The following is a 21,821-nucleotide window of genomic DNA, read 5'->3' as shown; positions in this document are numbered from 1 at the left end:
AAGCTTAAGAATTTTTTTTGAATCTATATTTGTCGCCAAATAACTTTCATTAATTTCATCAAGCCAAATAACTGGAATATTATTCCAACATTGACATTGTTTTGGAATATTCATGATTTCAGAAATCGACCAAACTGACATCAAATTGCTTGAAGTCTTGCAGGACGACGCCTCGCTAAGCAACCAGGCGCTCGCAGCCCGTGTGCATATTTCGCCGCCAACCTGCCTCAGGCGCATTAAACGGCTTCAGGACACCGGCTTGATCGAGCGCGAGATCGCGGTGCTCAACCCCGAAAAGCTTGCGGCCGCGCTGGGCCTTGGTTTGACCGCACTGGTGGAGGTCACGCTGGACCGGCAAGGTGCCGAACATCAACAGGCATTTGAGTCGCGGGTGGTGGCTGACGATGCCGTGCAGCAGTGCTACCGCGTTTCCCCCGGACCGGATTTCATGCTCGTGGTGCACGTGGCCGACATGCCGCGCTACCTGGCGCTGGCAGAGCGCCTGTTTACCAGCGATGCCAATGTGCGCAACGTGAAGGCGTTCTTCAGCACCAAGCGCTCAAAATTCAAGCCAAAAGTGCTTCTAGCCCTTTAACGACAGGGGTGATTAGCTATTGAATTTATAGCAAATCACTTTCCCAACAGAGATGCTTCCTTGAGTCGCCGATTGCGCACTGCCGCCGGCACGCCCGGCACCCTGCCACGCAGGCCTGACCTAAACTAGCCCCATGATTCGCTGGATGCTGGTGATTTTCCTGGCGCTGATCCTGATCAGCTGGTTCACGCCCCTGCTGCAAAAGCTGGGCTTCGGAAAAATGCCGGGCGACTTTCGCTTCAGGCTGTTCGGTCGCGAATGGTTCATCCCTCTGACCACGACCATTCTCCTGAGCATGCTGGCCAGCCTGATCAGCAAACTGATTTGAACCGGAGACCCGATGACAACGTATTCACTGCACGATGCGCTTGATATGCGGCTGCCTGCGGGCGCGGCGCCGGTCGCTTGTGTGGACATAGGCGGCACCAAGGTTGCGATCAGCATCGTCAACCAGCAAGGCATTCAGGGCCGTCTGGTCGAACCCACGGTCAAGGAAGGCGCCCCTGACGCGCTGGCGCAGCAGGTGCTGCGCATGCTGGACGCCAGTTGCGCGATCGCGCAGGTCCGTCGCGACAACATAGCCGCTGTCGGTGTTGCCTCTTGCGGGCCCTTCGTGCTGAATCAGGGGTGTATCGAACTGGCAGCGCCCAACATCTGCGGCGGACTGGCCGGTGCGGCGCGCGGTTTGCCCAACAGCTGGACCAGCGCCGTGCTTGAGGCCCCGCTGCGATCCGCCTTCGCCAAGGTCCGGATTGAAAACGACGGCATAGCAGCGCTGGAGGCAGAGCGCCGCTGGGGCGCGCTGCAGGGCCTGAGGCACTGCGCCTATGTGACCTGGAGCACCGGCATCGGCGTCGGCCTGTGCGTGGACGGCCGTCCGCTGCACGGTAAAAGCGGTAACGCCGGCCACGCCGGCCACATGTTTGTCAGCGACAACGATGACGCCCTGTGCGGCTGCGGCAACATCGGTGACCTCGAAGCATTGGTGGCCGGCAATGCCATGCCGCGGCGTTTTTCGGCACTCGGGTATGCAGACGCGGCCGGCCTGCTACAGGCTGCACGCACCGGCGACGCGCTGGCCGGGCAGCTGGTGGACGAGCTCTGCCGGATCATGGGCCGAGCGCTTTACAACTTGGTGGTGACGTTGGACTTGCAGCGCATCAGCATGGGCGGCAGCGTGTTCTGGCACCACCGCGACCATTTGCTGCCGCGGCTGCAGGCGCAGATCAACGGCAGGCTGCCGGCTCTGACCGCCGGTGTAGAGGTGGTGCCCGCGGGTCTCGGCGACCGGGTCGGCGACTACGCTGCTCTTGCCCTGGTCATGTAAAGACTCAGGGCAGCAGCTTCCACTCATGGCTGCATTTGCGGCACCGCACAAGCAACTGGCCGTCACGGCGATCTTCTTCCACCACACTCAGGCGTCCGTACTCGGTGCACTGCGGGCAATTGGCCTGGTCGGCCACAGTCTCGGCATGTGACAGCAGGTAGAGGTAGCGGCGCAGGGACCAGAGCGCCAGCGCCCCGCTGAAGAGGAACAGAACCACATTGAGCAGCTTGTCGCCCATGTTGCCTCCGTGAAACAACTCCAGGGTGGCCATGAGTGCAATCGTGCTGAGCAGTGCCAGCAGCATGTGCGCATGGCTGGAGAGCAGCTCACGCTCATACCACTTGCGAAAACCAATGGTGCGTATGCCCTCGGCCAGCGGCCGGTTGAGGTAATTGCGTTGGGTCATGGCCGCTCCAGATGTATACGGAATAGTTGCACACTTCCCGTTTTCCTGCCTGCGGTCGGAAATGTCGACCGGAATCACCCCGCCCTTAGCCGGGCTCCACGGCGCTCAGCGTTTGCAAAAAGGTCGTGCGCCACCAGTGCACGTCCTGCTGCCGGATACGCTCGAGCAGCTTCTGGTGACGCTTCTGACGCTCGGCCAGCGGCATCTGCAACGCAATCTGGATGCTTTCAGCCGTGCCATGCGTGTCGTAGGGATTGACCAGCAAGGCTTCCTTGAGCTGCTCGGCCGCGCCGGCAAAACGCGAGAGCACCAGCACGCCGGGGTCGGCCGGATCCTGCGCGGCGATGAATTCCTTGGCCACCAGGTTCATGCCGTCGCGCAAGGGTGTGACCAGGGCCACACTGGCCGCGCGGTACAGGCCCGGCAGGCGCTTGCGCGCGACGTTGCGGTGGATATAACGCACTGGCATCCAGTCGAGCTCGCCATAGTCGCCGTTGATGGAGCCGCACAGGCTTTCGAGCTCCTGGCGCAGCCCGGAGTAGGTATCCAGCGCCTCGCGGCTGGGGGAAGCAATCTGGATCAGGGTCGCGCTGTTGAGGTTCTCCGGGTACTGCTGCAGCAGCTGGCGGAAGGCGCGAAGGCGCTGGGGCAGTCCCTTGGAGTAGTCAAGCCGCTCCACACCCAGCAGCAGTCGGCGGCGCGAATACTCGTCCTTCATGCTGTCGAACATATCGCGCGCGTCCTTGCCGTGGGTCAGCGCGGCAAACTCGTCGACGTCAATGCCGATCGGAAAGGCCTGCGCGTGTACGGTGCGACCGAACGCGCGGAACTGGTGTTCGTCCAGCGCCTCGGCGCCGGCTTCCTGACCGACATAACGCGAAAAGTGGTCCACATCGGCCTGACTCTGGAAACCCACCAGGTCATAGGCAAACAGCGAGCGGATCAACCACTCGTGCTGCGGAATCGCCGCCAGAATCAGTGGCGGTGGCAGCGGAATATGCAAGAAGAACCCGATGCGGTTGCGCAATCCCATGGCACGCAGTTCGGCCGCCAGCGGGATCAGGTGGTAGTCATGCACCCAGATGATGTCGTCCGGCAAAAGCTGCGGCATCAGCTTGCGCGCCATCATCTGGTTGACGCGCCGGTAGCCGCCGATGTAGCCGGCGTCGAAGTCCGCCAGATCCAGCCGGTAGTGAAACACCGGCCACAACACGCCGTTGCTGTAGCCCAGGTAATAACTGTCGTGATCTTCCCGGCACAGGTCCACCGTGCTCAGGGTGACGTTGCCGGCTTGCTGGGTGTGCATCTCGCCCTCACCCTGCGGGCCGCCCTCGACAATCGTGCCACTCCAGCCAAACCACAGACCGCCATTGGCAGACAAGGCATCACCGAGCGCCACCGCCAGACCGCCGGCCGCTGTCTTGCGCGGATCGGCGACCCGATTCGACACCACGACCAGCCGACTCACGGATCAACTCCGCAAGCTGAGATAAAGGCAAGCAGGGGCCGCGGAACCGGCCTAGCCGGGCCGCAGGCGCAGCGCCCCCCCGGGGGGCAGCGACGTACACGAAGTGACAAGCGTGGGGGCATCATTTCTATACCTGGCTGTCCCACGGAGCGGAAAGGCGCACCGCCGCATTGATGATTCCCACCATCGAATAGGTCTGCGGGAAGTTGCCCCACATCTCGCCAGTCACCGGGTGGGTGTCTTCCGAAAGCAGGCCGACGTGGTTGCGCGCGGCCAGCATGGTTTCGAAAATTTCGCGCGCCTGCTCCTTCCGGCCAATGCGGGCCAAAGCGTCAATGCGCCAGAAGGTGCAGATGTTGAAGGCAGTTTCGGGTTTGCCGAAGTCATCGGGTGCCTCGTAACGCCGCATATAAGGTCCGTCACACAGGTGTTTTTCCAGCGCATCGACGGTGGCAACAAAACGCGCGTCTTTCGGGTCGATGAAACCGACCTCGATCATCAGCAGCACGCTGGCGTCCAGGTCGCGCCCACCAAAACTTTCGGCAAAGGCCTGGCGTTCCTCGCTCCACGACTCGCGCAGGATGCGCTCGCGCATGACCTTCGCGTGGTCGTGCCAGTAGGTAGCGCGGGCAGGCTGCTTCAGGGTCAACGCAATCTTGCCCAAGCGGTCGCAAGCGGCCCAGCACATCAGCGCCGATGAAGTGTGCACGCGTGCGCGCGTGCGGAGCTCCCACATGCCGGCGTCGGGCTGATCGTAGGTACGCACGGCCTGTTCACCGACCGCTTCCAGCCGCAAAAACTCGGCCTCGCCGGCGCGGTGAAGCAGACGGTGGTCGTGAAAGGCCTGGGCCGCGCCGAGCACCACATTGCCATACACGTCGTGCTGGAAATGCTCCTGAGCCTGGTTGCCCACGCGCACCGGCCCCATGTTGCGGTAGCCCCCCATGTGGCCATACGTCGCCTCGGGCAGTTCACGCTCCAGGCCAATGCCGTACAGCGGCTGGATGTGGCCGCCACCGGCCTGCACCACCACATTGCTGAGCCAGCGCAGGTAGTCTTCCATGGTGCCGACTTCGGACAGGCTGTTGAGTGCACGCACCACAAAAAAGGCGTCGCGCAGCCAGCAGAATCTGTAGTCCCAGGTACGGCCGCTGTTGGGCGCTTCGGGGATGCTGGTGGTCATGGCGGCGACGATGGCACCGGTGTCTTCGAACAACGAAAGTTTGAGCGTGATCGCCGCGCGGATCACCGCTTCCTGCCATTCCAGCGGCAGGTGCAGGCGCTGACTCCACTTGCGCCAGTAGGCCAGGGTTTCTTCCTCGAACAGGCGTGCGGTGTCGGCAATACCATCGGCCAGCGACTCGTCGGCACCGAGCAGGAAGTTGTGCTCCCGCGTCAGCACAAAAGGCTGGCGCGACAGCAGATGGGCAATCGGCGCGTCGGTGTTCAGGCGCAGCGTCAAGGCGTCGCCGACATAACGCAGGTGGTTGCTGCCCTGGGTGACGACTGGCTGGCTGCGGCCCCAGTCGTAACGGATGTCCAGCGACACACGGATGCGCGGCGCGCCCTGGATGGGGCGCACACGGCGCACCAGTGTCATCGGGCGGAAGAAGCGCGAGCGCCGGTAAAAGCGCGGCGCAAAGTCAGTGATTTCCACCGCCTGGCCGCTGGTGTCGAACAGCTGGGTGCGCAGCACGGCGGTGTTGCGTTCGTACCATTGCTTGCTGTGCGAGAAGTTCTCGATCTCGATGGCAAAGGAGCTGCCGTTCTCGCTCGGGTCCAGCAGCGCGTTGAAGACCGGGTCAGCATCAAAACGCGGCAGACAACACCAGACGATGCGCGCGCGTGCATCGACCAGCGCGCTGAAGGCGCAGTTGCCGATCACGCCCAGTGAGAGCGAAGGCGGCGCCGGCGCGGCAAAAGTGCTGGCGCCATCGACGGATGCGGATGCAGAAGAAGACGAAGGACTCAAAGAACTCATGATGGCAAACTTTCAGCGCGGGAGGCCAGAGAAGGAACCAGCGACGACTGCAGCCAGGTGGACATCTCGGGCACGCCGGCGCAACGGTAGCGCGCGCCGGTAGCGCCCGCGCCGACCTTGACCGCATGCCCGCCGGCATCCTGAACCGCCCGAAACCCGTCCTCATCGGTTACATCGTCGCCGGCAAACACCGGAACCCGCCCGGCAAACGGCGCCTCGGTCATGAAGGCCGCAATCGCCGTGCCCTTGCTGAAGCCGCTGAGCTTGAGGTCAATCACACATTTGCCCTGCATCAGCTGCAGGCCGCTGCTTTGGGCCACTGCAGCCTGCATCACCTGCAGGCACAGCGCCTCCAGTTCAGGCGCGTTCCGGTAGTGCAGGCTCAGTGCCAGATTTTTGTGTTCCAGCTGCAGGCCGGGGTATTGCCGGACCAGTCCCTCGGCAGCGGCCAGCACATGGCGCAGGTCGGCGGCCGGTGCGCTGATGATCTGGCCCTGGGCGTTGCGGCGTTGCGCGCCGTGCTCAACGGCCGCAGGCAGTTGCAGCGGCGCCAGAAAACCATCAAGGTCCAGCAGGCGGCGGCCCGACACCAGCGCCAGTGCGCCGTCGAGCTGGCCGTAGAGGGCGGCCAGCGTGCTGGTCAACGTTGGGGAAATTTTGACTGCGTCGGGCTGGGCGGCAATCTCCACCAGCGTTCCGTCAAAGTCCAGAAACAGGGCTGTGCTGGCGGTGATGCGGGGGAGCATTTCTTGAGGCATATGCATTGAAGCAACCTTAGCAGACCCCCGGCCGGTGACATGTAGGCCGCAGCCTTTTTTGCCTGTGCTGTCAGGCTGTGCCGGCATCCAGCGCCTGCTGCACCGCCTTAACCCGGGCGCCGTGGATCATCTCGCCAATTTTGGGACCGGGCAGCCCGGCCGCCTGCGCGGCCTGCGCCACCGGTTCGGTCGCCACCGATTGCGCTGCCCGCAGCACGCGGGCAAGGCGCTCGCGCTGCGGGTAGGCCGATTCCTCCAGTCCAAGCCGGCCGCGCGCGTCGCACTCGCAGGCCAGCAACACTTCGGCAAATCGCTGGGGTTTGCGGAAGGCGTCGCAACGCTCCAGCAGGCGCACCAGCGCGGCCGCGCCGAATTCAGCGCTGCGGTGGATGTTGCCGTGCTCGCGCGCCACCACCTCGCCGAGTTCGCGGCAGTCGGTCGGCACGCGCAGGCGCGCGCACACCCCTTTGAGCAGACGCGCACTGCGTTCTTCGTGACCGATGTGGCGTGGCAGCATATCGGCCGGCGTTGTGCCCTTGCCCAGATCGTGGCCCAGGCAGGCAAACCGCACCGCCAGTGGAGCCTGCAGGCGCGCCGCCATGTCCAGCACCATCATCAGGTGCACGCCGGTATCGACCTCGGGGTGGTACTCGGCGCGTTGCGGTACACCCCAGAGCCGGTCCACTTCGGGCAGCAGCTTTTTCAGGGCGCCGCAGGCGCGCAGCACCTCGAACATGCGCGACGGCGCGCCTTCCATCAGGCCGCGCGCCAGCTCCTGCCAGACGCGTTCGGCCACCAGCGCATCGGCCTCGCCGTCCGCCACCATCTCGCGCATCAGCGCCTGGGTTTCCGCCGCCACCGTAAAGTCCGCAAAACGCGCGGCAAAACGCGCCAGGCGCAGGATGCGCACCGGGTCCTCACGGAAGGCGTCGGTGACATGGCGCAGCACCCGGGAGCGGATGTCGGCCTGGCCCCCATGGGGATCGATGAGGGCTTCAAGATCAGGGTCAAAACCACTTCCAGCCCTTGCTGGACGGGCGGGAGCAGCTATTGAATTGATAGTGAGGTCGCGCCGTGCCAGATCCTGTTCCAGCGTCACGTCGGGGGCGGCGTGGATCTCGAAGCCGCGGTAGCCGCGCGCGCTGTTGCGTTCGGTGCGTGCCAGCGCGTACTCCTCGCGCGTTTCGGGGTGCAGAAACACCGGGAAATCCCTGCCTACCGGCAGATAGCCCTGCGCGGCCATGGCCTCTGGCGTGGCGCCGACCACTACCCAATCGTGGTCCTGCACCGGCAAGCCCAGCAAGGCATCGCGGACCGCGCCGCCGACCATGTAGATCTCCATGACGCAAGTGTAGGGGCAGCGTTGTCCGGCAGCAGCGCGCGGCCCGGTGCGACCGGTTGAACCTTATCCTGCTATCAATTCCGTAGCTGACCACGCTCGCCAGTCGCGGGCTGGGGGTGAATTTGACTCACAATTTCAGCGGTAAGGGTTGCGGATGCCAAGCCCGGCCAGTATCTGGACCTCGCGCGCCTCCATGGCCTGCGCGTCGGTCTCGCCGGTCTCGTGGTCCCAGCCCTGCGCGTGCAGCACGCCATGCACCAGCAGGTGGGCGTAATGGTCTTTCAGGGTCTTGTGATTCTCGCGCGCCTCTTTGGCCACCACCGGTGCGCACAGCACCAGGTCGGCCGTCACCAGCGGTTCCTGGGTGTAATCAAAGGTCAGCACATTGGTCGCGTAGTCTTTTTGCCGGTAGCTGCGGTTCAGCGCCTGGCCTTCTTCGGCATCGACGATGCGCACCGTGATCTCGGCGTCACTGTCGAGCGCATGGCGAATCCAGCGCGCCACGGCATGGCGCGGCAGCGCGGCGCGATGCCGTTTGGCATCGCCGATGTCGCCGAACTGCAGCGACAGGCTGAGCTGCTTAAGAGCCATTGCGGCTTTTGGTGCGGCCGGGTCGCGCCACCGGCACCACCACCTCGCCGGCGTCGTCGCGCGGCGTTTTCGGGGTGTAGCCGTCGTAGGCATCCACAATGCGCGCCACCAGCGGGTGGCGCACCACGTCGGCGCTGGTCAGGCGTGTGATCGCAATGCCCTTGACACGCTTGAGCACGCGTTCGGCGTCGATCAGCCCGCTGAGCTGGGTGCGCGGCAAATCAACCTGGCTGACGTCGCCGGTGATCACCGCCTTGGCGCCGAAACCGATACGTGTCAGAAACATCTTCATTTGCTCCGGCGTGGTGTTTTGCGCTTCGTCGAGGATCACAAACGCGTGGTTCAGTGTGCGGCCGCGCATGAAAGCCAGCGGCGCAATTTCGATCTGCTGGCGCTCAAAGGCCTTCTGCACGCGCTCAAAACCCATCAACTCATACAGCGCGTCGTACAGCGGCCGCAAGTAGGGATCGACCTTCTGGTTCAGGTCGCCCGGCAGGAAGCCCAGGCGCTCGCCGGCCTCGACGGCCGGGCGCGTCAGCACGATGCGCTGCACCGCGCTGCGCTCCAGCGCATCGACCGCGCAGGCCACGGCCAGGTAGGTTTTGCCGGTACCGGCCGGGCCAATGCCGAAGGTGATGTCGTGGGTGGCGATGTTGTCGAGGTACATGCCCTGGTTCACGGTACGCGCGCGCAGGTCGGCGCGACGGGTGGACAGCGCCGCACTGCCGTCGGGCGCGGTGGACAGGGCGCTGTCGCCGGCCAGCATCAGCTGCACGGTTTCCTCGGGGATGGGCCGGTTCGCCATTTCATACAGCGCCTGCAACACCTCCAGCGCCTGCTGGGCCTTGGCCTTGGGGCCGTCAATCTTGAACTGCTCGAAGCGATGCGCAATCGTCACCTGCAGCGCGGCCTCGATGGTGCGGATGTGGGCGTCCATGGGGCCGCACAGATGGCCCATGCGCGTGTTGTTGGGCGGCGTGAAGGTGTGTCTGAGGATCAAGGCGTGGTGTTTCCTGAAAAGGAGGGCTTTGCCGGGATTGTCCCCCCAATTTTCACCCGCTGCCCGGCTGATAAGATTTGTCCATGATTGGACGCAAATGATAGGAAGAATACAAGGCCTGCTGGCTGAAAAGAACCCCCCGGAACTGCTGGTGGACTGCAACGGCGTGGGGTATGAAGTGCTGGTACCCATGAGCACCTTTTACAACCTGCCCGGGCTGGGCGAAAAAGTCTCGCTGCTAACGCACTTTGTGGTGCGTGAAGACGCGCAAATTCTCTACGGCTTCGGCAGCGCCAGCGAACGCTCGGCCTTTCGCCAGCTGATCAAGATTTCGGGTGTCGGCCCGCGCACCGCGCTCAGCGTGCTCAGCGGCATGAGTGTGGACGAACTGGCGCAGGCCGTCACCAGCCAGGAAGCCGGCCGCATCATCAAGGTGCCCGGCATCGGCAAAAAAACCGCCGAACGCCTGCTGCTCGAACTCAAGGGCAAGCTGGGCGCCGACATGGGCATCACCGTCAGCGTCGCCGACGATGCGCAGTCAGACATCCTGCAAGCGCTCGTGGCACTCGGTTATAGCGACCGCGATGCGGCGCTGGCGCTGAAAGCCTTGCCGAAAGACATTGGGGTCAGTGATGGCATCAAGCTGGCGCTGAAAAGTCTGGCGAAATGAAGCTCATGAAATCGACAGGAGGCAATGTGAATCGAAAACATTTTCTGCAAGGGCTCGGAGTACTGATTCTGATTTTTTCGCTGGGTGGCTGCGCGACTACCCCCTACCAGGGCGACGGAAAAACCCGAAGCGACACCCTTTTGCAACAGCAATTTCAAGCAGCAGACAAAGCCCTGACCGCGCAGTCGGGTGGAGGGATCATTTTTGCGGGTTTTTCATTGCACTCGCAGTCCAGGGCTTTTCGCAATGACGTGGTGACGGCAGAAAAAGCCGTTCGAAGTATTGATCCTTCGGCTATCGTTTTCAAGCTGGATAACCCGACCCTGGGTCAGGCGCACGACTGGCCTTATGCCACTGCGGAGAACCTGGCAGCGGTGCTCGCAAAGGTGGGCGCGCTGGCGCGACCGCAAGACAAGGTCGTTGTGTTGGTTTCGACGCATGGCAATGTCAATGCCTTGGGAATCAACTTTTCGAACCAGAACTATCCCCATATCAATGCACGGATGCTCAACGAGTCGCTGGCGGGTCTGCGCGGCAAGCCGGTGCTGTTGCTCCTGTCGGCCTGTCACAGTGGATCCTTTGTCCAAGCGCTGAGTGGCCCCACGCGGGTGATCCTCACCGCCGCTGCGAGCGACAGAAGTTCTTTTGGCTGCCAGTTTCATAGTACCAACACCTATTTCATCGATGCGTTGCTGAATCAGCATGACCTGCTTGATCGCTCGTTGACGCAATTGATGGACGCGGCCAAAGCCGACATTCAAAAACGCGAACAGGCTCAAAAACTGTCGCCCCCCTCGTCACCACAGATTTTTGTTGGCGCGGCCGCAAAAGAGTGGGCCAATCAAGCGCTTAAAAACTGGCTGACTCCGGGGCAACGCCAGACGCCATGACTATCCAGACCGACAACTTCGACATGTCGGGCGTGCCGCCCGTCAAACGCGTGATGTCGGCCGCGCCGGCCTCGCCCAACGAGGAGGCGATCGAACGCGCACTGCGCCCCAAGCTGTTTGACGAATACGTTGGCCAGTCCAAGGTGCGTGAGCAGCTGGAGATCTTCATAGGCGCGGCGAAAAAACGCAGCGAAGCCATGGACCACGTGCTGCTGTTCGGCCCGCCTGGCCTGGGCAAAACCACGCTGAGCCACATCATTGCGCACGAACTCGGTGTGAACCTGCGCCAGACCTCCGGCCCGGTGCTGGAAAAACCGAAAGACCTGGCTGCGCTGCTGACCAACCTTGAAAAGAACGATGTGCTGTTCATCGACGAGATCCACCGGTTAAGCCCGGTTGTCGAGGAAATTTTGTACCCTGCGCTGGAGGACTACCAGATCGACATCATGATCGGTGAAGGCCCTGCGGCGCGTTCCATCAAGCTGGATTTACAGCCCTTCACGCTGGTCGGCGCCACCACCCGCGCAGGCATGCTGACGAATCCGCTGCGTGACCGCTTCGGTATCGTGGCGCGGCTTGAGTTTTATACCGCGCAGGAGCTGGCACGCATCGTCACGCGCAGTGCCAAACTGCTCAATGCACCCATGGACGAGGACGGCGGTTTCGAGATTGCACGCCGCTCGCGCGGTACACCGCGAATTGCCAACCGTCTGCTGCGCCGCGTGCGCGACTATGCCGACGTCAAGGGCAGCGGCCACATCAGCCTGGACATTGCCAACAAGGCACTGGCCATGCTGGATGTGGATCCTCAGGGATTTGACGTGATGGACAGAAAGTTGCTCGAAGCGGTGATCCACCGCTTTGACGGCGGCCCGGTCGGCCTCGACAACATCGCGGCCAGCATCGGCGAGGAGCCGGGCACGATTGAAGACGTGATCGAGCCCTATCTGATCCAGCAGGGTTACTTGCAGCGCACACCTCGCGGGCGCATCGCCACGCTGGCGGCCTACCGGCACCTGGGTGTGGCAGCACCGGCGAACCGCCAAGACGGCGGACAGGACCTGTTTGTGCCCTGAACCAGGGCTTGTGATCCTGGCCTGGTCGGCCTAGCTGCCCATTTTGCCCTGCAGCACCGCAACCAGATGCCTTTTGGCTTCAGCCAGCTGAGCCTTGTCGGCATCGTGAACCTTCTTGAAGAATGCGGCGCATTCGGTAGAGCCGGCTTTTTCCGCGTCCTTGATGTACTGGTCGTAGGCCATGAGTGCCTGCGCCTTGTTCTGGATCAGCGTGATCCAGTCATATTCAAGATTGCTGATGGGATGGTGGTCGGCAGATTGCTCTTGCATGAAAACTCCTGTTTAAACGCAAAGCTTAGGCGGTCACAATGCTTTCATCTGTAGGCCTGCGCCGATGGATCAACATCCGGTTGCCGCGAGATACATGGCGCGTCGGCTAGCGGCTTCGCTGAGGTGGCAGGCTTGGCGTTGAACACGATCAGGATTTGCGCAAGGTAGTAGGTGGACAGCACCCACAGCTGCGCCAGCGGAATTGAAAAGGCAAACTTGTTGGTGGCCAGCAACGCGTCGCTGAGCATGAAAAAGCCGGCGCCGACAGCCACGCCGACCGCGGCCCGGTCGCGCAGCAGCGTGGCCCGGCCTATGGCTTGCGCAGCCATCAGCGCAATCACCACCACATAAGCTGCCACTGCGATACGCAGTACCGGATTCAGGCCGTTGAATAAAAAGGCGTACATCACGGCGCCAATTGCCAGCGCCGCCAGCAGCGCGCGCCGGTTGGGGAACCATGCCACGCCCTGCCTGAACAGGGCGATGTAAAACAGGTGCGCAATCAGGAAAGCCACCAGGCCCGGGATGAAAAAACCCGGGAACATCAGCAGGCAGTCGCCCGCCAGCGAAAACACCAGTGCAGCCAGAAGAAGTTGGTCAAATCGGCCTCCAGCCCTTTTCTGACGGGCGCGAGCAGCTACCAAAACAATAGCAAGCCCTAGTGCCAGCGGTTTGAACACACGGTGCGCCTCGACAAAGCCCAGCGCCGCCGTGGCCGTCGCCAACACCGCCGCCTCAATCAGCAGCAACTGCAGCACCGACAGCCGGCCCTGGAGCAGGCCGCCCACCGCCCACAGGCTGGCGCCCAGCGCCGCCAGCCACACCAGCGACGACCCCGCCGCCATCGCGTCGGCATGCCAGAGGAAATACGCCGCGCCAGCCAGCAGCAGCAGAAACTGCAAGCCCCCCAGGACCGCTACCGTCGGCGGAATCGGTGGATGGAAACGCTGGACACGTGTGATGTCGAAATGATCTTTGGGAAAACGTGCGGCCAAGTCGGCCGGCCGCCAGCCCGGCGGCTTGAACCAGATGCGTAACTTGTCACCCCAGTTTTTGGCATGCCAGGACTCCCTGCCCAGCGCCCAATACACCTCGGCATTGGCCCACAGCGGGTCCCAGCTGTTGAGTGGGCTGCGCGTGCCGTAGACACATTTTTCGTCTTCCCCGCGAAAGCTGCCGAAGATGCGGTCCCAGATGATCAGGATGCCGCCGTAGTTCTTGTCGATGTAGCGGTCGTTGACCGCGTGATGCACGCGGTGGTTGGAAGGCGAGCAGAACCAGCGGTCGAACCAGCCGAGACGGGGCACGTGTTCGGTGTGCACCCAGAACTGGTACAGCAGGTCGATCAGCGCCACGATACCGAAGATCAGCGGCGGCACCCCGGCTACCGCCATCGGCACATAAAAAATCCAGCCGAACAGCGCGCCGCTGCTGGTTTGCCGCAGCGCGGTCGAGAGGTTGTAGTCCTGACTCTGGTGGTGCACCACATGCGCGGCCCAGAACACCGCACTCTCATGGCCGGCGCGGTGCAGCCAGTAGTAGCAGAAGTCGTAGAACACCAGCGCGATCAGCCAGCCGTACCAGGTGTTCCAGAACTCCGGGTTGGGAAACAGAGCGACGCTGGAATAAATCGCGGTGTAGATGCCAATGCGGAACAGCCGCGTGAACACCGCACTGACCTGGCTCAACATGCCCAGGCTGATGCTGTTGATGGCGTCGTTGAGCCGGTAGGTGTTGCGGCCTTTGGCATACCCCCAGGCAAACTCGATGGCGATCAGGGCAAAAAACACGGGTGTGGCTAAAACAATGATCTGGCTTGGGCTCATCCCGCCATTTTCGTTCGCCTCGGATCAGCGCGCCTCTGGCATCAACCCTGATTCGACACCAGGCGGGTTCCGCTGCATTTTGCTGGCGGATAATTCAGGCTTTCGCGACCTGCATCCCAATAAAGGCCTCTCCCCATGCTTTCCGACCCCTGGCTCCAGCGCTGGCTGCCTCTGGCTGTCACCCATGCCGGCGACGGTCCCGTGCTCGAAATTGGCTGTGGCCATGGGGACGATACAGCGGTACTCGCAGGCGCCGGCCTCAAGGTGACGGCGTTTGACCTGTCGCGGGCAGCCGTCGCCGTGGCGAAGGCACGGGTGCCATCGGGGCGTATCGAATGCGGGGACATCCGGGAGCCGTTTCCGGTTGCGCCCGGGCAAGCGGGCCTGGTGGTGGCCAGCCTGTCCCTGCACTACTTCGGCTGGGAAGAAACCGTGGCGATTGTCGATCGCGTCCGGCAGGTGTTGCGTCCCGGCGGCCTGTTGTTGTGCCGCCTGAATTCCACTGAAGACCATCACTTCGGGGCCAGCGGCCACCCCGAAATTGAACCCAACTTATTTATGGTGGACGGGGACCCCAAGCGCTTTTTTGACGAGGCCGACGTCAACAGGCTGTTCGCGTCCGGCTGGCGGCGCCTGTCGCTGGAGCATTTTGTGACGCGCAAGTACCTGCGGTCCAAAGCTTTGTGGGAAGTGGTGCTTGCAAGGGACGCGTGACCCGCATCCATTGCAGTGCCTCAGGTCAGCGCGCCCCTGGCATTTACCCGGATGATTTGTTCAACCTTGCCGTGTTGCAGGCCGCCGCGCACACCCAGCAGGTGTTCGTGCAGGTTGACGGTCGGGTCGCAGTGGCCGGGGATCAGCCACACCGTTTCGCCGATGGCCGGCAGCACCGCGCCGCGCAGGATGCCGTGTTCGTCGCCGCCGTTGGCGTAGTCCAGCGCCAGCCCGTGCACCGCCGGCAGGCCGGAATCAATGGCATGGCTTTTGTGACCGGCGTCGACCACCGCATGGCTGGCGCAGACACTAATCACCTGGCTTTTGACAAACAGCGCGTGCTCAAAAACCGGTTGATCGGGATCGTGCTCATTGCCGGCGTAATCGCGGTCCATGAAAAGGTAGGAGCCGGCCTGCAGCTCGCCGTAGACGCCGCTGGCGGTTTCCAGCGAGAAGGTGCCGGTGCCCGCGCCGGTGACCAGCGGTACCGCGAAGCCTGCTGCCTGCAATGCGGCTTGGGTGGCCTGCACATGGGCGACGACCTGGGCGATGCCTTCGCGCCGCTCCGCCACGCTGCGGAAATGCTGGGCGCGGCCGTGGTAGGCCTGCAGGCCGCCGAACTGAAGTGCGGCATGCCGGGCGATCTCCGCCGCCAGCAGCACGGCGGCCTCACCAGGCGCCAGGCCGCAGCGGCCGTGACCCACATCGATCTCTATGAACACACGCAGGATGTTTTTCTGCCCGCGCGCGGCGTGGGCCAGCCGCGCCAGGCCTTCGCCGCTGTCAACCGCGATGGCCAACTGCCCGCCCAGCGCTTCGAGCTCACGCGCCAGCGCCACCACACGCTGGAGCTTGAAGGGTGACACCACCTCATTGCTGATGTAGATGTTGCTCACGCCCAGCGCGGCCAGTGCTTCGGCTTCGGAGGTCTTTTGCACACAGACGCCCACCGCGCCGTGCGCCATCTGCAGTTTTGCCAGGGTCGCGCTTTTGTGCATCTTGGCGTGCGGCCGCAACTTGACACCGTGTTTCGCCGCAAAGGCCGCCATGGCGGCCAGGTTGCGCTCCATGGCGTCGAGGTCGATCACCAGCGCCGGGGTGTCGATGTCGGCCGCGGGACGGCCCAGCAGGTCAGACAGCAAATACATCAGGTGCTCGTTTCATCCAGGGATTGGGCATCCGCCTCGCGCTCCAGGTGCTGGGTATCGGCCCAGCCGACCAGCGTGAACCCGTCTGGTGTCCAGAGCAGGCGGTTGATGGCAGCATTGCCCAGCGCCCAGGTGCGCGGCGCCTGCAGCTCCAGCCGGGTCGCGGCGCGATAGAGAACATCCAGCACCCCGCCGTGGCAGACCATCACAATCAGCTCGCCGGGGTGACGCGCAGCCAGTAGCTGCGCGGTGCTGACGACGCGCTGGCGCAATTGCTTGAGCGACTCACCGCCACGCGGCGCAAAGTCCGGATCACGCGTGCGCCACAACATCGCCTGTTCCGGCAGCTCGCTTTCGATATCGGCAAAGGTCCTCCCCTGGAACTCGCCGAAATGCCGCTCGCGCAGGCTGGGCTCCGGGATCACCGGCACACCGGTGGCGCGGCTGACGTGTTGCGCGGTTTCAAAAGCGCGTCCCAGATCGCTCGCATAAATGGCGGTAATCGGCTCGCCGGCCAGTGCCTGCGCCAGCCGCCCGGCCTGCCAGCGACCGGTATCGTTCAGGCCGACGTCCAGCTGGCCCTGGATGCGCGTAGCCACATTCCAGGTGGTTTCGCCATGGCGAATCGCCAGCACCCGCGACGCCTCACTCACAACTCAGCGCTCCCGAATACCGCAGATCACGAAGCGGAGTTGTCTTCTTCAGACCAGCCGGGGCCGCGGGACCGGCTTTGCCGGACCGCAGGCGCAGCGCCCCCCCGGGGGGCAGCGCAGTACGCGCAGCGACAAGCGTGGGGGCCAACATCCCTACCGGGGTATTTCGATACTGATCCGCCGCGTCCCGACCGGCGGTACCGGGAAGTTGCGCAAGGCGGCGTCCAGCATGGTGGCAATCACCGGGCCGTCGTCGCCCCAGGGGTCTTCGCTGAAGGCGCGGGTTTCATAGACTGCGGTGTTACCGCGTAATTCGCGGATCACTAGGTTCACATCGCGCCGGTACAAGGGCGGATCCATGCTCCCGCCGCCCAGCGGTACGCCGATACCAAAGCCAATGCTGCCGCCGCCGCTACCGATGCCGCTGCCAACGAAGATGCTGGAACCGCCGCCATAGGGATAACCGTAGGCATCCAGGCGCGGGCGCAGGATGGGCTGGGTGGTGGCGCTGACCTGCACGCTGAAGGCGGCGACCTGCGGGTTGTGTTGCAGGCCGACCTTGGCCAGCGCGGCCTGGGCCAGGCCTTCGAGGGCAGGCTGGCGCGCATCGGGCTGCTGCTGCGAAGGCAGGCGCTCGAAGCGGTAGCTGGCGCCCGGCGCGGGTGGCGCCGGCGCCCAGCGGGCAAAACTCGTGACATCGCTGTTGACCAGCCGCGAACTTGCGCAGCCGCTCAGCAGGCCGATCAGGCTTGCTCCAAAAATAATAGCTGTCAACGCTCGTTTCATAAGGCCTCCAGGCACAAATGTCTTGAAGTTACTGAAGTGTGACGACGGCCAGCCCGGGCCGCTCCGGTGCAGAAAATTCCTCTTCATCGAAGGCCTTATCGCCATCCGGGTCCGGCATGCCGGTGCTGCGTATGCCCTTGAAGTCGTGCTGCTTGCCATCCATCAAATGCGAAGGCACAACGTTCTGCAGCGAGGTGAACATGTTCTCAAGACGACCTGGGAATTTTTTGTCCCACTCGCGCAGCATGTTGCCGACCTGCACCCGCTGCAGATTCTGCTGGCTGCCGCACAAGGTGCAGGGGATGATGGGAAAGTCGCGCACCTGGGCCCACTTGATCAGGTCTTTCTCCGTCACATAAGCCATGGGCCGGATCACCACGTGTTTGCCGGTGTCGCTGACCAGCTTGGGCGGCATGCCCTTGAGGCGCGAGGCAAAAAACATGTTCAGAAAAAAAGTCTGCAGCATGTCGTCGCGATGGTGCCCCAGCGCAATCTTGGTGGCGCCCAACTCCCCGGCCACGCGGTACAAAATGCCGCGACGCAGGCGCGAGCACAGCGAGCACATGGTCTTGCCCTCGGGGATCACACGCTTGACGATGCTGTAGGTGTCCTGCGTTTCGATGTGGAAGGGCACGCCGAGTTTTTCGAGGTACTGCGGCAGGATGTGGTCGGGAAAACCGGGCTGCTTCTGGTCCAGGTTGACGGCGATCAGGTCGAAGTTGATGGGCGCGCGCTTTTGCAGCTTGAGCAGGATGTCCAGCATGGCGTAGCTGTCCTTGCCGCCAGAGACGCAGACCATGACCTTGTCGCCTTCCTCGATCATGTTGAAGTCAACAATCGCGCGGCCGACCTCACGGCACAGGCGTTTTTCGAGCTTGTGCTCTTCACGCTCAATGGTGGATAGACCTTTTGGCGCGGCAATCGTAATGCTATCGGCATTTTTTTTAAAAGCAGTACTCATTTTGGGGACTTCCCTACAGGGGACCGGGTTCGGCCAATGTGTTTAGGCTAACTGCGTTTCTCTGGGCGGTTCTCGCCAAAGACTGAGTCATCATTGCAATGTCTTGCACCCAAAAAAGCTGTTCAGCTGGATTGCCCAGAATGGCGTGCTCAGCTACAGCTGTTGACCACATTGAGATGATGTGTTCGTCCTCAAGTTGAGCGTATTCAAAATTGGTCGTGTAACCGACTGTTTCGGCGCCACCAAAAGTAAATTTGAAGATGTCTTTCACTCGTTCTACATCGTCTGGCTTTTGTACCTTGGCAAAGTAAATAACGCTTAGACGCTTGACATTTATACCAACCCACATGCGCATCCTGAAATTTTCAAGATGCAAGTTGTAGTTGGCGCCATAGATGTCTTTGCGACCACCATGAACTGTCTCCACTCTTTCCACAACGATCACTTTCGCGGTTGTCCCTTTTCGAACTTGAGGTATTTCAATTCGGGAAAGCGCTTCCTTGAGATGTATTTCGAGAAATTCGCCCGTCTTTTGATGAAGCCTTTTGGTGCTAAGTTGTTTTTCAGCAAACAAGGCAAAGACAACAATTGCAAAAGCGCCCGCAGCAGTTTGCGCGATCGACATAAGCGGGACAACAGTATCTTTAAGATCTTCTCTCGCCAGCAGGAAAATAACTGCCGATATGCAAGCCGACGCAGCCAGTATTGCCAAAACCGTGATCACGGCAAACCTTGCCCACCTGGGAAGATAAATAACTTGCTGCGCATCCAGATAGCTGGGCGTTTTTTCTTCATTCATATTTACCAGGCTCCGATCTGTTTTTGTATCGATACCGCGCAATCCGCAAATATTTCGAGTTTGACTATTTTTACTCGTACCCCGATAACACCTGGCAGTCGCATCAGTCTCTGGCACACTTTTCCAGTCAAGCTCTCAAGCATGTTGACATGCACCGCCGTGCATTCTTCGATGATGATGTCGTGTACTTTTCGGTAATCAAGAACTGCCTCAAGTTGATCGACTTCAGGGAGTTCGGATTGTTCCCCCATGTTGAGTTCAGCGCTGACTTCAATCGGTTGCGATGCCGCAAGTTCGTGCGCCAGAATCCCCAAGTTGGCCTGAAATCTAAAACCTGTAAACGCCATTACTTGAGTACTTTTAAATGTTCTCATTTTTAAATTTCTGTTGGCTAAATGAGCGAGAAGTCACGAGGGGTTTTAATCAGATGTTGACCCCCGTCAACAATAAGAGTTGTGCCCGTTATAGAAGTGTTTTTCAGAGCAAATTGCACTGCGTCAGTGATGGTTTCTGGCGTGGATGATCGTCCCAGTGGAGCCATCTTGTGCAGCGCCTGAAATCTTTCATCGCTTATTAGATGGCTAATTAGTGTCAACCCGGGCGCCACTCCTACTACGCGAACTTCTGGCGCCAGCGCCATCGCCAGCATGGTGTTGGCCGCTTCCAGCGCCGCCTTCGACAGGGTGTAGCTGAAAAAGTCCGGGTTCTGGTTCCAGAGCTTCTGGTCCAGCAGATTCACGACAGCAAACCGGCCGGTTTGCGCGGCCTCCGCCCCCGTGGCCTGCCGCGCAACAGCGTGGGCGTGCAGGGCCTGCGCCAGCACTATCGCGGCACCTGTATTGCTGCGCATGTGTTTTTCCATGGCCGCAAAGCTGAATGTCGATGCGCTGTCGTGTTCAAAGGCGGAGGCGTTGTTGACCACCGCATCGACCTGGCCGAAATGGTTGATCACCTGCGGCAACAACCCCCTGACTGCAGATTCATCACTCAAATCAGCACAAAAATGGGCTGCAGCCCCCGCCAGTCGAGCGCAGTCAGCTACTGTTTTAATAGCATCTTGTTCCGAGCTGCGGTAATGCACAGCCACGCGCCAGCCGCCGGCGGCCAGCGCGAGCGCGATCTCGCGGCCCAGCCGCAGCGCGGCGCCAGTGACGAGAACAACAGGGGCAGGAGTAACAGGGTGCATGGCGGAGAGGGTGGGAATGCAATCGCCGACAATCCGGGGGTGACTCCCCCGACCCTGACGACACCCCCTAGTTTAACGAGCGCCCTCGCCGGGCACATCCGTGAGGCCATCGCCTCCGGAGGCGGCTGGATCGCCTTCGACCGCTTCATGTCCCTGGCCCTGTACACACCCGGCCTCGGCTACTACGCCAATGATTCGCGCAAGTTCGGCCTGATGCCCGCTGGGGTGAAGGGGGGAGGCAGCGATTTTGTGACCGCGCCCGAGCTGTCGCCGCGTTTCGGCCAGGCGCTGGCGCGGCAGGTGGGACAGGCGCTCGACGCCACCGCCACCTCCGAGGTCTGGGAGTTTGGCGCCGGTTCTGGTGCGCTGGCCGAACAGTTGCTGGGCGCGCTGGGCCCGCAACTCAATCGCTACACCATTGTCGATTTGTCCGGCAGCCTGCAGGCCCGGCAGCGTGAACGGCTCGCAGTCTGGGGCGACACGGTCTGCTGGGTGAGCGAACTGCCTGCGCAGATGCAGGGCGTGGTGGTCGGCAACGAGGTGCTGGATGCAATGCCGGTGCAGTTGCTGGCACGCATTGATGGCACCTGGGTTGAACGGGGTGTCGCGGTGCGGGAGGGCCAGTTTGTGCATGCCGACCGGCCAACGGCATTGCGCCCGCCGCTGGAGGTCGCCGCCAGCCACAACTACCTCACCGAGATCCACCCGCAGGCCGAGGCTTTTGTCGCCACCCTAGCCGACCGACTGCAGGCAGGCGCGGCCTTCCTGATCGACTACGGTTTTCCCGAACACGAGTATTACCACCCGCAGCGCAGCATGGGCACGCTGATGTGCCACCGCGGGCACCTGGTGGACGCCGACGCGCTGCAGGACGTCGGCGAGAAGGACATCACCGCCCATGTCAACTTCAGCGGCATCGCGCTGGCCGGGCAGCAAGCCGGCCTGCAGGTGCTGGGCTACACCAGCCAGGCGCGTTTCCTGCTAAATTGCGGCGTGCTCGATGGCATGGAAGATGCGCCGCTCGCCGAACGTGTGATGGTGCAAAAGCTTATCAACGAGCACGAGATGGGCGAGCTGTTCAAGGTGATTGCTTTTGTGGTCGATTCACCGGAGCGGCCCTGGGACGGCTGGCAGGCGCTGGGCTTTGCGCAGGGTGATCGCACCCACACCTTGTAGCCAAGTCGCGGGTTCCAGTTCCGTTGTGGGTGAACCTGTCGACGCCATTTATTGCCGTAACGCTTCAGTTTGCCAGCAAGCCGGGTCTCGCCCCGGCGGGCGAGGCACTTTTCTTTGCGTCGCAAAGAAAAGTACCCAAAAGAAAGGCGACCCGATGGTCTGGGTCCCGCAGCGATGCTGCGGGCAGGGGGGGGGGGG

At 62.2% G+C, this 21,821-nt stretch carries 24 protein-coding genes; 8 read left to right on the top strand and 16 right to left on the bottom strand.

Going from position 1 to position 21,821, the window contains the following annotated elements; all coding sequences use genetic code 11:
• Positions 1-112: 112 nt before the first annotated feature.
• From H0W47_RS12470 to H0W47_RS12460, 3 genes are all read left to right on the top strand, one after another.
• Complete coding sequence (locus H0W47_RS12470) at positions 113-595, top strand: Lrp/AsnC family transcriptional regulator (RefSeq protein ID WP_296924781.1); 483 nt, start codon at positions 113-115, stop codon at positions 593-595.
• A 133-nt stretch (positions 596-728) separates the two neighbouring features.
• Positions 729-923, top strand: a complete 195-nt coding sequence (locus H0W47_RS12465; RefSeq protein WP_296924779.1) for a DUF2905 domain-containing protein — start codon at positions 729-731, stop codon at positions 921-923.
• Between the two features lie 45 nt (positions 924-968).
• Positions 969-1,922 (top strand): ROK family protein, encoded by a 954-nt coding sequence (locus H0W47_RS12460; RefSeq protein ID WP_296924800.1) that lies wholly within the window; start codon positions 969-971, stop codon positions 1,920-1,922.
• Between the two features lie 4 nt (positions 1,923-1,926).
• Here H0W47_RS12460 and H0W47_RS12455 read toward each other — a convergent pair whose 3' ends face one another.
• The 7 genes from H0W47_RS12455 to H0W47_RS12425 all read right to left on the bottom strand — a co-directional run bounded on the left by H0W47_RS12455 (position 1,927) and on the right by H0W47_RS12425 (position 9,468).
• Positions 1,927-2,328, bottom strand: coding sequence for a hypothetical protein (locus H0W47_RS12455; protein ID WP_296924777.1), 402 nt, complete (start codon positions 2,326-2,328; stop codon positions 1,927-1,929).
• A gap of 85 nt (positions 2,329-2,413) precedes the next feature.
• Entirely contained in the window at positions 2,414-3,796 is a 1,383-nt protein-coding gene (gene otsA, locus H0W47_RS12450) for an alpha,alpha-trehalose-phosphate synthase (UDP-forming) (RefSeq protein WP_296924774.1), read from the bottom strand.
• A gap of 127 nt (positions 3,797-3,923) precedes the next feature.
• Positions 3,924-5,777 (bottom strand): glycoside hydrolase family 15 protein, encoded by a 1,854-nt coding sequence (locus H0W47_RS12445; RefSeq protein WP_296924772.1) that lies wholly within the window; start codon positions 5,775-5,777, stop codon positions 3,924-3,926.
• Entirely contained in the window at positions 5,774-6,541 is a 768-nt protein-coding gene (gene otsB, locus H0W47_RS12440; RefSeq protein WP_296924770.1) for a trehalose-phosphatase, read from the bottom strand. Before otsB ends, H0W47_RS12445 begins: the two co-directional genes overlap by 4 nt.
• 64 nt (positions 6,542-6,605) lie before the next feature.
• Positions 6,606-7,877 (bottom strand): multifunctional CCA addition/repair protein, encoded by a 1,272-nt coding sequence (locus H0W47_RS12435; RefSeq protein WP_296924768.1) that lies wholly within the window; start codon positions 7,875-7,877, stop codon positions 6,606-6,608.
• Positions 7,878-8,012: 135 nt separating this feature from the next.
• Positions 8,013-8,468 (bottom strand): rRNA maturation RNase YbeY, encoded by a 456-nt coding sequence (gene ybeY / locus H0W47_RS12430; protein ID WP_296924766.1) that lies wholly within the window; start codon positions 8,466-8,468, stop codon positions 8,013-8,015.
• On the bottom strand, positions 8,458-9,468 hold the full coding sequence (locus tag H0W47_RS12425; protein WP_296924764.1) for a PhoH family protein: 1,011 nt from the start codon (positions 9,466-9,468) through the stop codon (positions 8,458-8,460). The genes ybeY and H0W47_RS12425 overlap by 11 nt, the downstream gene beginning before the upstream one ends.
• A 97-nt stretch (positions 9,469-9,565) precedes the next feature.
• On the opposite strand from H0W47_RS12425, the gene ruvA reads away from it, so the two are divergent.
• From ruvA to ruvB, 3 genes are read left to right on the top strand one after another with little or no spacing between them, the layout of a single operon-like run.
• Entirely contained in the window at positions 9,566-10,138 is a 573-nt protein-coding gene (gene ruvA / locus H0W47_RS12420) for a Holliday junction branch migration protein RuvA (protein WP_296924762.1), read from the top strand.
• Entirely contained in the window at positions 10,135-11,028 is an 894-nt protein-coding gene (locus H0W47_RS12415) for a C13 family peptidase (protein ID WP_296924759.1), read from the top strand. Before ruvA ends, H0W47_RS12415 begins: the two co-directional genes overlap by 4 nt.
• Positions 11,025-12,104, top strand: coding sequence for a Holliday junction branch migration DNA helicase RuvB (ruvB, locus tag H0W47_RS12410; RefSeq protein ID WP_296924757.1), 1,080 nt, complete (start codon positions 11,025-11,027; stop codon positions 12,102-12,104). Before H0W47_RS12415 ends, ruvB begins: the two co-directional genes overlap by 4 nt.
• 30 nt (positions 12,105-12,134) lie before the next feature.
• Here the strand turns inward: ruvB and H0W47_RS12405 are convergent, their stop codons facing one another.
• The gene (locus H0W47_RS12405) at positions 12,135-12,374 is read right to left on the bottom strand and encodes a hypothetical protein (RefSeq protein ID WP_296924755.1); all 240 of its coding nucleotides are present in this window, start codon (positions 12,372-12,374) and stop codon (positions 12,135-12,137) included.
• Positions 12,375-12,418: 44 nt separating this feature from the next.
• Positions 12,419-14,200, bottom strand: coding sequence for a lysoplasmalogenase family protein (locus tag H0W47_RS12400; RefSeq protein ID WP_296924754.1), 1,782 nt, complete (start codon positions 14,198-14,200; stop codon positions 12,419-12,421).
• Between the two features lie 135 nt (positions 14,201-14,335).
• Between H0W47_RS12400 and H0W47_RS12395 the strand changes: the two genes are divergently transcribed.
• On the top strand, positions 14,336-14,914 hold the full coding sequence (locus H0W47_RS12395; protein ID WP_296924752.1) for a class I SAM-dependent methyltransferase: 579 nt from the start codon (positions 14,336-14,338) through the stop codon (positions 14,912-14,914).
• 20 nt (positions 14,915-14,934) lie between these two features.
• On the opposite strand, the gene H0W47_RS12390 is transcribed toward H0W47_RS12395, so the two are convergent.
• From H0W47_RS12390 to H0W47_RS12360, 7 genes are all read right to left on the bottom strand, one after another.
• Complete coding sequence (locus H0W47_RS12390; RefSeq protein WP_296924750.1) at positions 14,935-16,062, bottom strand: DSD1 family PLP-dependent enzyme; 1,128 nt, start codon at positions 16,060-16,062, stop codon at positions 14,935-14,937.
• Positions 16,062-16,715, bottom strand: coding sequence for a histidine phosphatase family protein (locus H0W47_RS12385; RefSeq protein WP_296924748.1), 654 nt, complete (start codon positions 16,713-16,715; stop codon positions 16,062-16,064). The genes H0W47_RS12390 and H0W47_RS12385 overlap by 1 nt, the downstream gene beginning before the upstream one ends.
• Before the next feature lie 153 nt (positions 16,716-16,868).
• Positions 16,869-17,501 carry a DUF4136 domain-containing protein gene (locus H0W47_RS12380; RefSeq protein ID WP_296924746.1) on the bottom strand — a complete coding sequence of 211 codons (633 nt, stop codon included), beginning with the start codon at positions 17,499-17,501 and terminating at the stop codon, positions 16,869-16,871.
• A gap of 28 nt (positions 17,502-17,529) precedes the next feature.
• Entirely contained in the window at positions 17,530-18,462 is a 933-nt protein-coding gene (ttcA, locus tag H0W47_RS12375) for a tRNA 2-thiocytidine(32) synthetase TtcA (RefSeq protein WP_296924744.1), read from the bottom strand.
• A 13-nt stretch (positions 18,463-18,475) separates the two neighbouring features.
• Positions 18,476-19,261, bottom strand: a complete 786-nt coding sequence (locus H0W47_RS12370) for a hypothetical protein (RefSeq protein ID WP_296924743.1) — start codon at positions 19,259-19,261, stop codon at positions 18,476-18,478.
• 2 nt (positions 19,262-19,263) lie between these two features.
• Positions 19,264-19,635 carry a dihydroneopterin aldolase gene (locus H0W47_RS12365; protein WP_296924741.1) on the bottom strand — a complete coding sequence of 124 codons (372 nt, stop codon included), beginning with the start codon at positions 19,633-19,635 and terminating at the stop codon, positions 19,264-19,266.
• Between the two features lie 17 nt (positions 19,636-19,652).
• Positions 19,653-20,447, bottom strand: coding sequence for an SDR family oxidoreductase (locus H0W47_RS12360; RefSeq protein ID WP_296924739.1), 795 nt, complete (start codon positions 20,445-20,447; stop codon positions 19,653-19,655).
• A 54-nt stretch (positions 20,448-20,501) separates the two neighbouring features.
• On the opposite strand from H0W47_RS12360, the gene H0W47_RS12355 reads away from it, so the two are divergent.
• Positions 20,502-21,623, top strand: a complete 1,122-nt coding sequence (locus tag H0W47_RS12355; protein ID WP_296924797.1) for an SAM-dependent methyltransferase — start codon at positions 20,502-20,504, stop codon at positions 21,621-21,623.
• Positions 21,624-21,821: the final 198 nt, after the last annotated feature.

The sequence above is a fragment of the Polaromonas sp. genome (assembly GCF_013817205.1).
GTDB lineage: Bacteria > Pseudomonadota > Gammaproteobacteria > Burkholderiales > Burkholderiaceae_C > Polaromonas.
The sequence above is the reverse complement of the archived record's forward strand: the minus strand, read 5'-3'. Positions and strand labels throughout refer to the sequence as shown.

Bases quoted from the DNA above. Each gene is read 5' to 3' on its own strand.
- H0W47_RS12465 (WP_296924779.1), top strand. From the start codon at position 729: ATGATTCGCTGGATGCTGGTGATTTTCCTGGCGCTGATCCTGATCAGC.
- H0W47_RS12460 (WP_296924800.1), top strand. From the start codon at position 969: ATGCGGCTGCCTGCGGGCGCGGCGCCGGTCGCTTGTGTGGACATAGGC.
- ttcA (WP_296924744.1), bottom strand. From the start codon at position 18,462: ATGAGTACTGCTTTTAAAAAAAATGCCGATAGCATTACGATTGCCGCG.
- H0W47_RS12360 (WP_296924739.1), bottom strand. From the start codon at position 20,447: ATGCACCCTGTTACTCCTGCCCCTGTTGTTCTCGTCACTGGCGCCGCG.
- H0W47_RS12445 (WP_296924772.1), bottom strand. From the start codon at position 5,777: ATGAGTTCTTTGAGTCCTTCGTCTTCTTCTGCATCCGCATCCGTCGAT.
- H0W47_RS12395 (WP_296924752.1), top strand. From the start codon at position 14,336: ATGCTTTCCGACCCCTGGCTCCAGCGCTGGCTGCCTCTGGCTGTCACC.
- H0W47_RS12390 (WP_296924750.1), bottom strand. From the start codon at position 16,062: ATGTATTTGCTGTCTGACCTGCTGGGCCGTCCCGCGGCCGACATCGAC.
- H0W47_RS12380 (WP_296924746.1), bottom strand. From the start codon at position 17,501: ATGAAACGAGCGTTGACAGCTATTATTTTTGGAGCAAGCCTGATCGGC.
- H0W47_RS12400 (WP_296924754.1), bottom strand. From the start codon at position 14,200: ATGAGCCCAAGCCAGATCATTGTTTTAGCCACACCCGTGTTTTTTGCC.
- H0W47_RS12415 (WP_296924759.1), top strand. From the start codon at position 10,135: ATGAAGCTCATGAAATCGACAGGAGGCAATGTGAATCGAAAACATTTT.
- H0W47_RS12455 (WP_296924777.1), bottom strand. From the start codon at position 2,328: ATGACCCAACGCAATTACCTCAACCGGCCGCTGGCCGAGGGCATACGC.
- ruvB (WP_296924757.1), top strand. From the start codon at position 11,025: ATGACTATCCAGACCGACAACTTCGACATGTCGGGCGTGCCGCCCGTC.
- H0W47_RS12370 (WP_296924743.1), bottom strand. From the start codon at position 19,261: ATGAATGAAGAAAAAACGCCCAGCTATCTGGATGCGCAGCAAGTTATT.
- ybeY (WP_296924766.1), bottom strand. From the start codon at position 8,468: ATGGCTCTTAAGCAGCTCAGCCTGTCGCTGCAGTTCGGCGACATCGGC.
- H0W47_RS12435 (WP_296924768.1), bottom strand. From the start codon at position 7,877: ATGGAGATCTACATGGTCGGCGGCGCGGTCCGCGATGCCTTGCTGGGC.
- H0W47_RS12405 (WP_296924755.1), bottom strand. From the start codon at position 12,374: ATGCAAGAGCAATCTGCCGACCACCATCCCATCAGCAATCTTGAATAT.
- H0W47_RS12470 (WP_296924781.1), top strand. From the start codon at position 113: ATGATTTCAGAAATCGACCAAACTGACATCAAATTGCTTGAAGTCTTG.
- otsB (WP_296924770.1), bottom strand. From the start codon at position 6,541: ATGCATATGCCTCAAGAAATGCTCCCCCGCATCACCGCCAGCACAGCC.
- ruvA (WP_296924762.1), top strand. From the start codon at position 9,566: ATGATAGGAAGAATACAAGGCCTGCTGGCTGAAAAGAACCCCCCGGAA.
- H0W47_RS12365 (WP_296924741.1), bottom strand. From the start codon at position 19,635: ATGAGAACATTTAAAAGTACTCAAGTAATGGCGTTTACAGGTTTTAGA.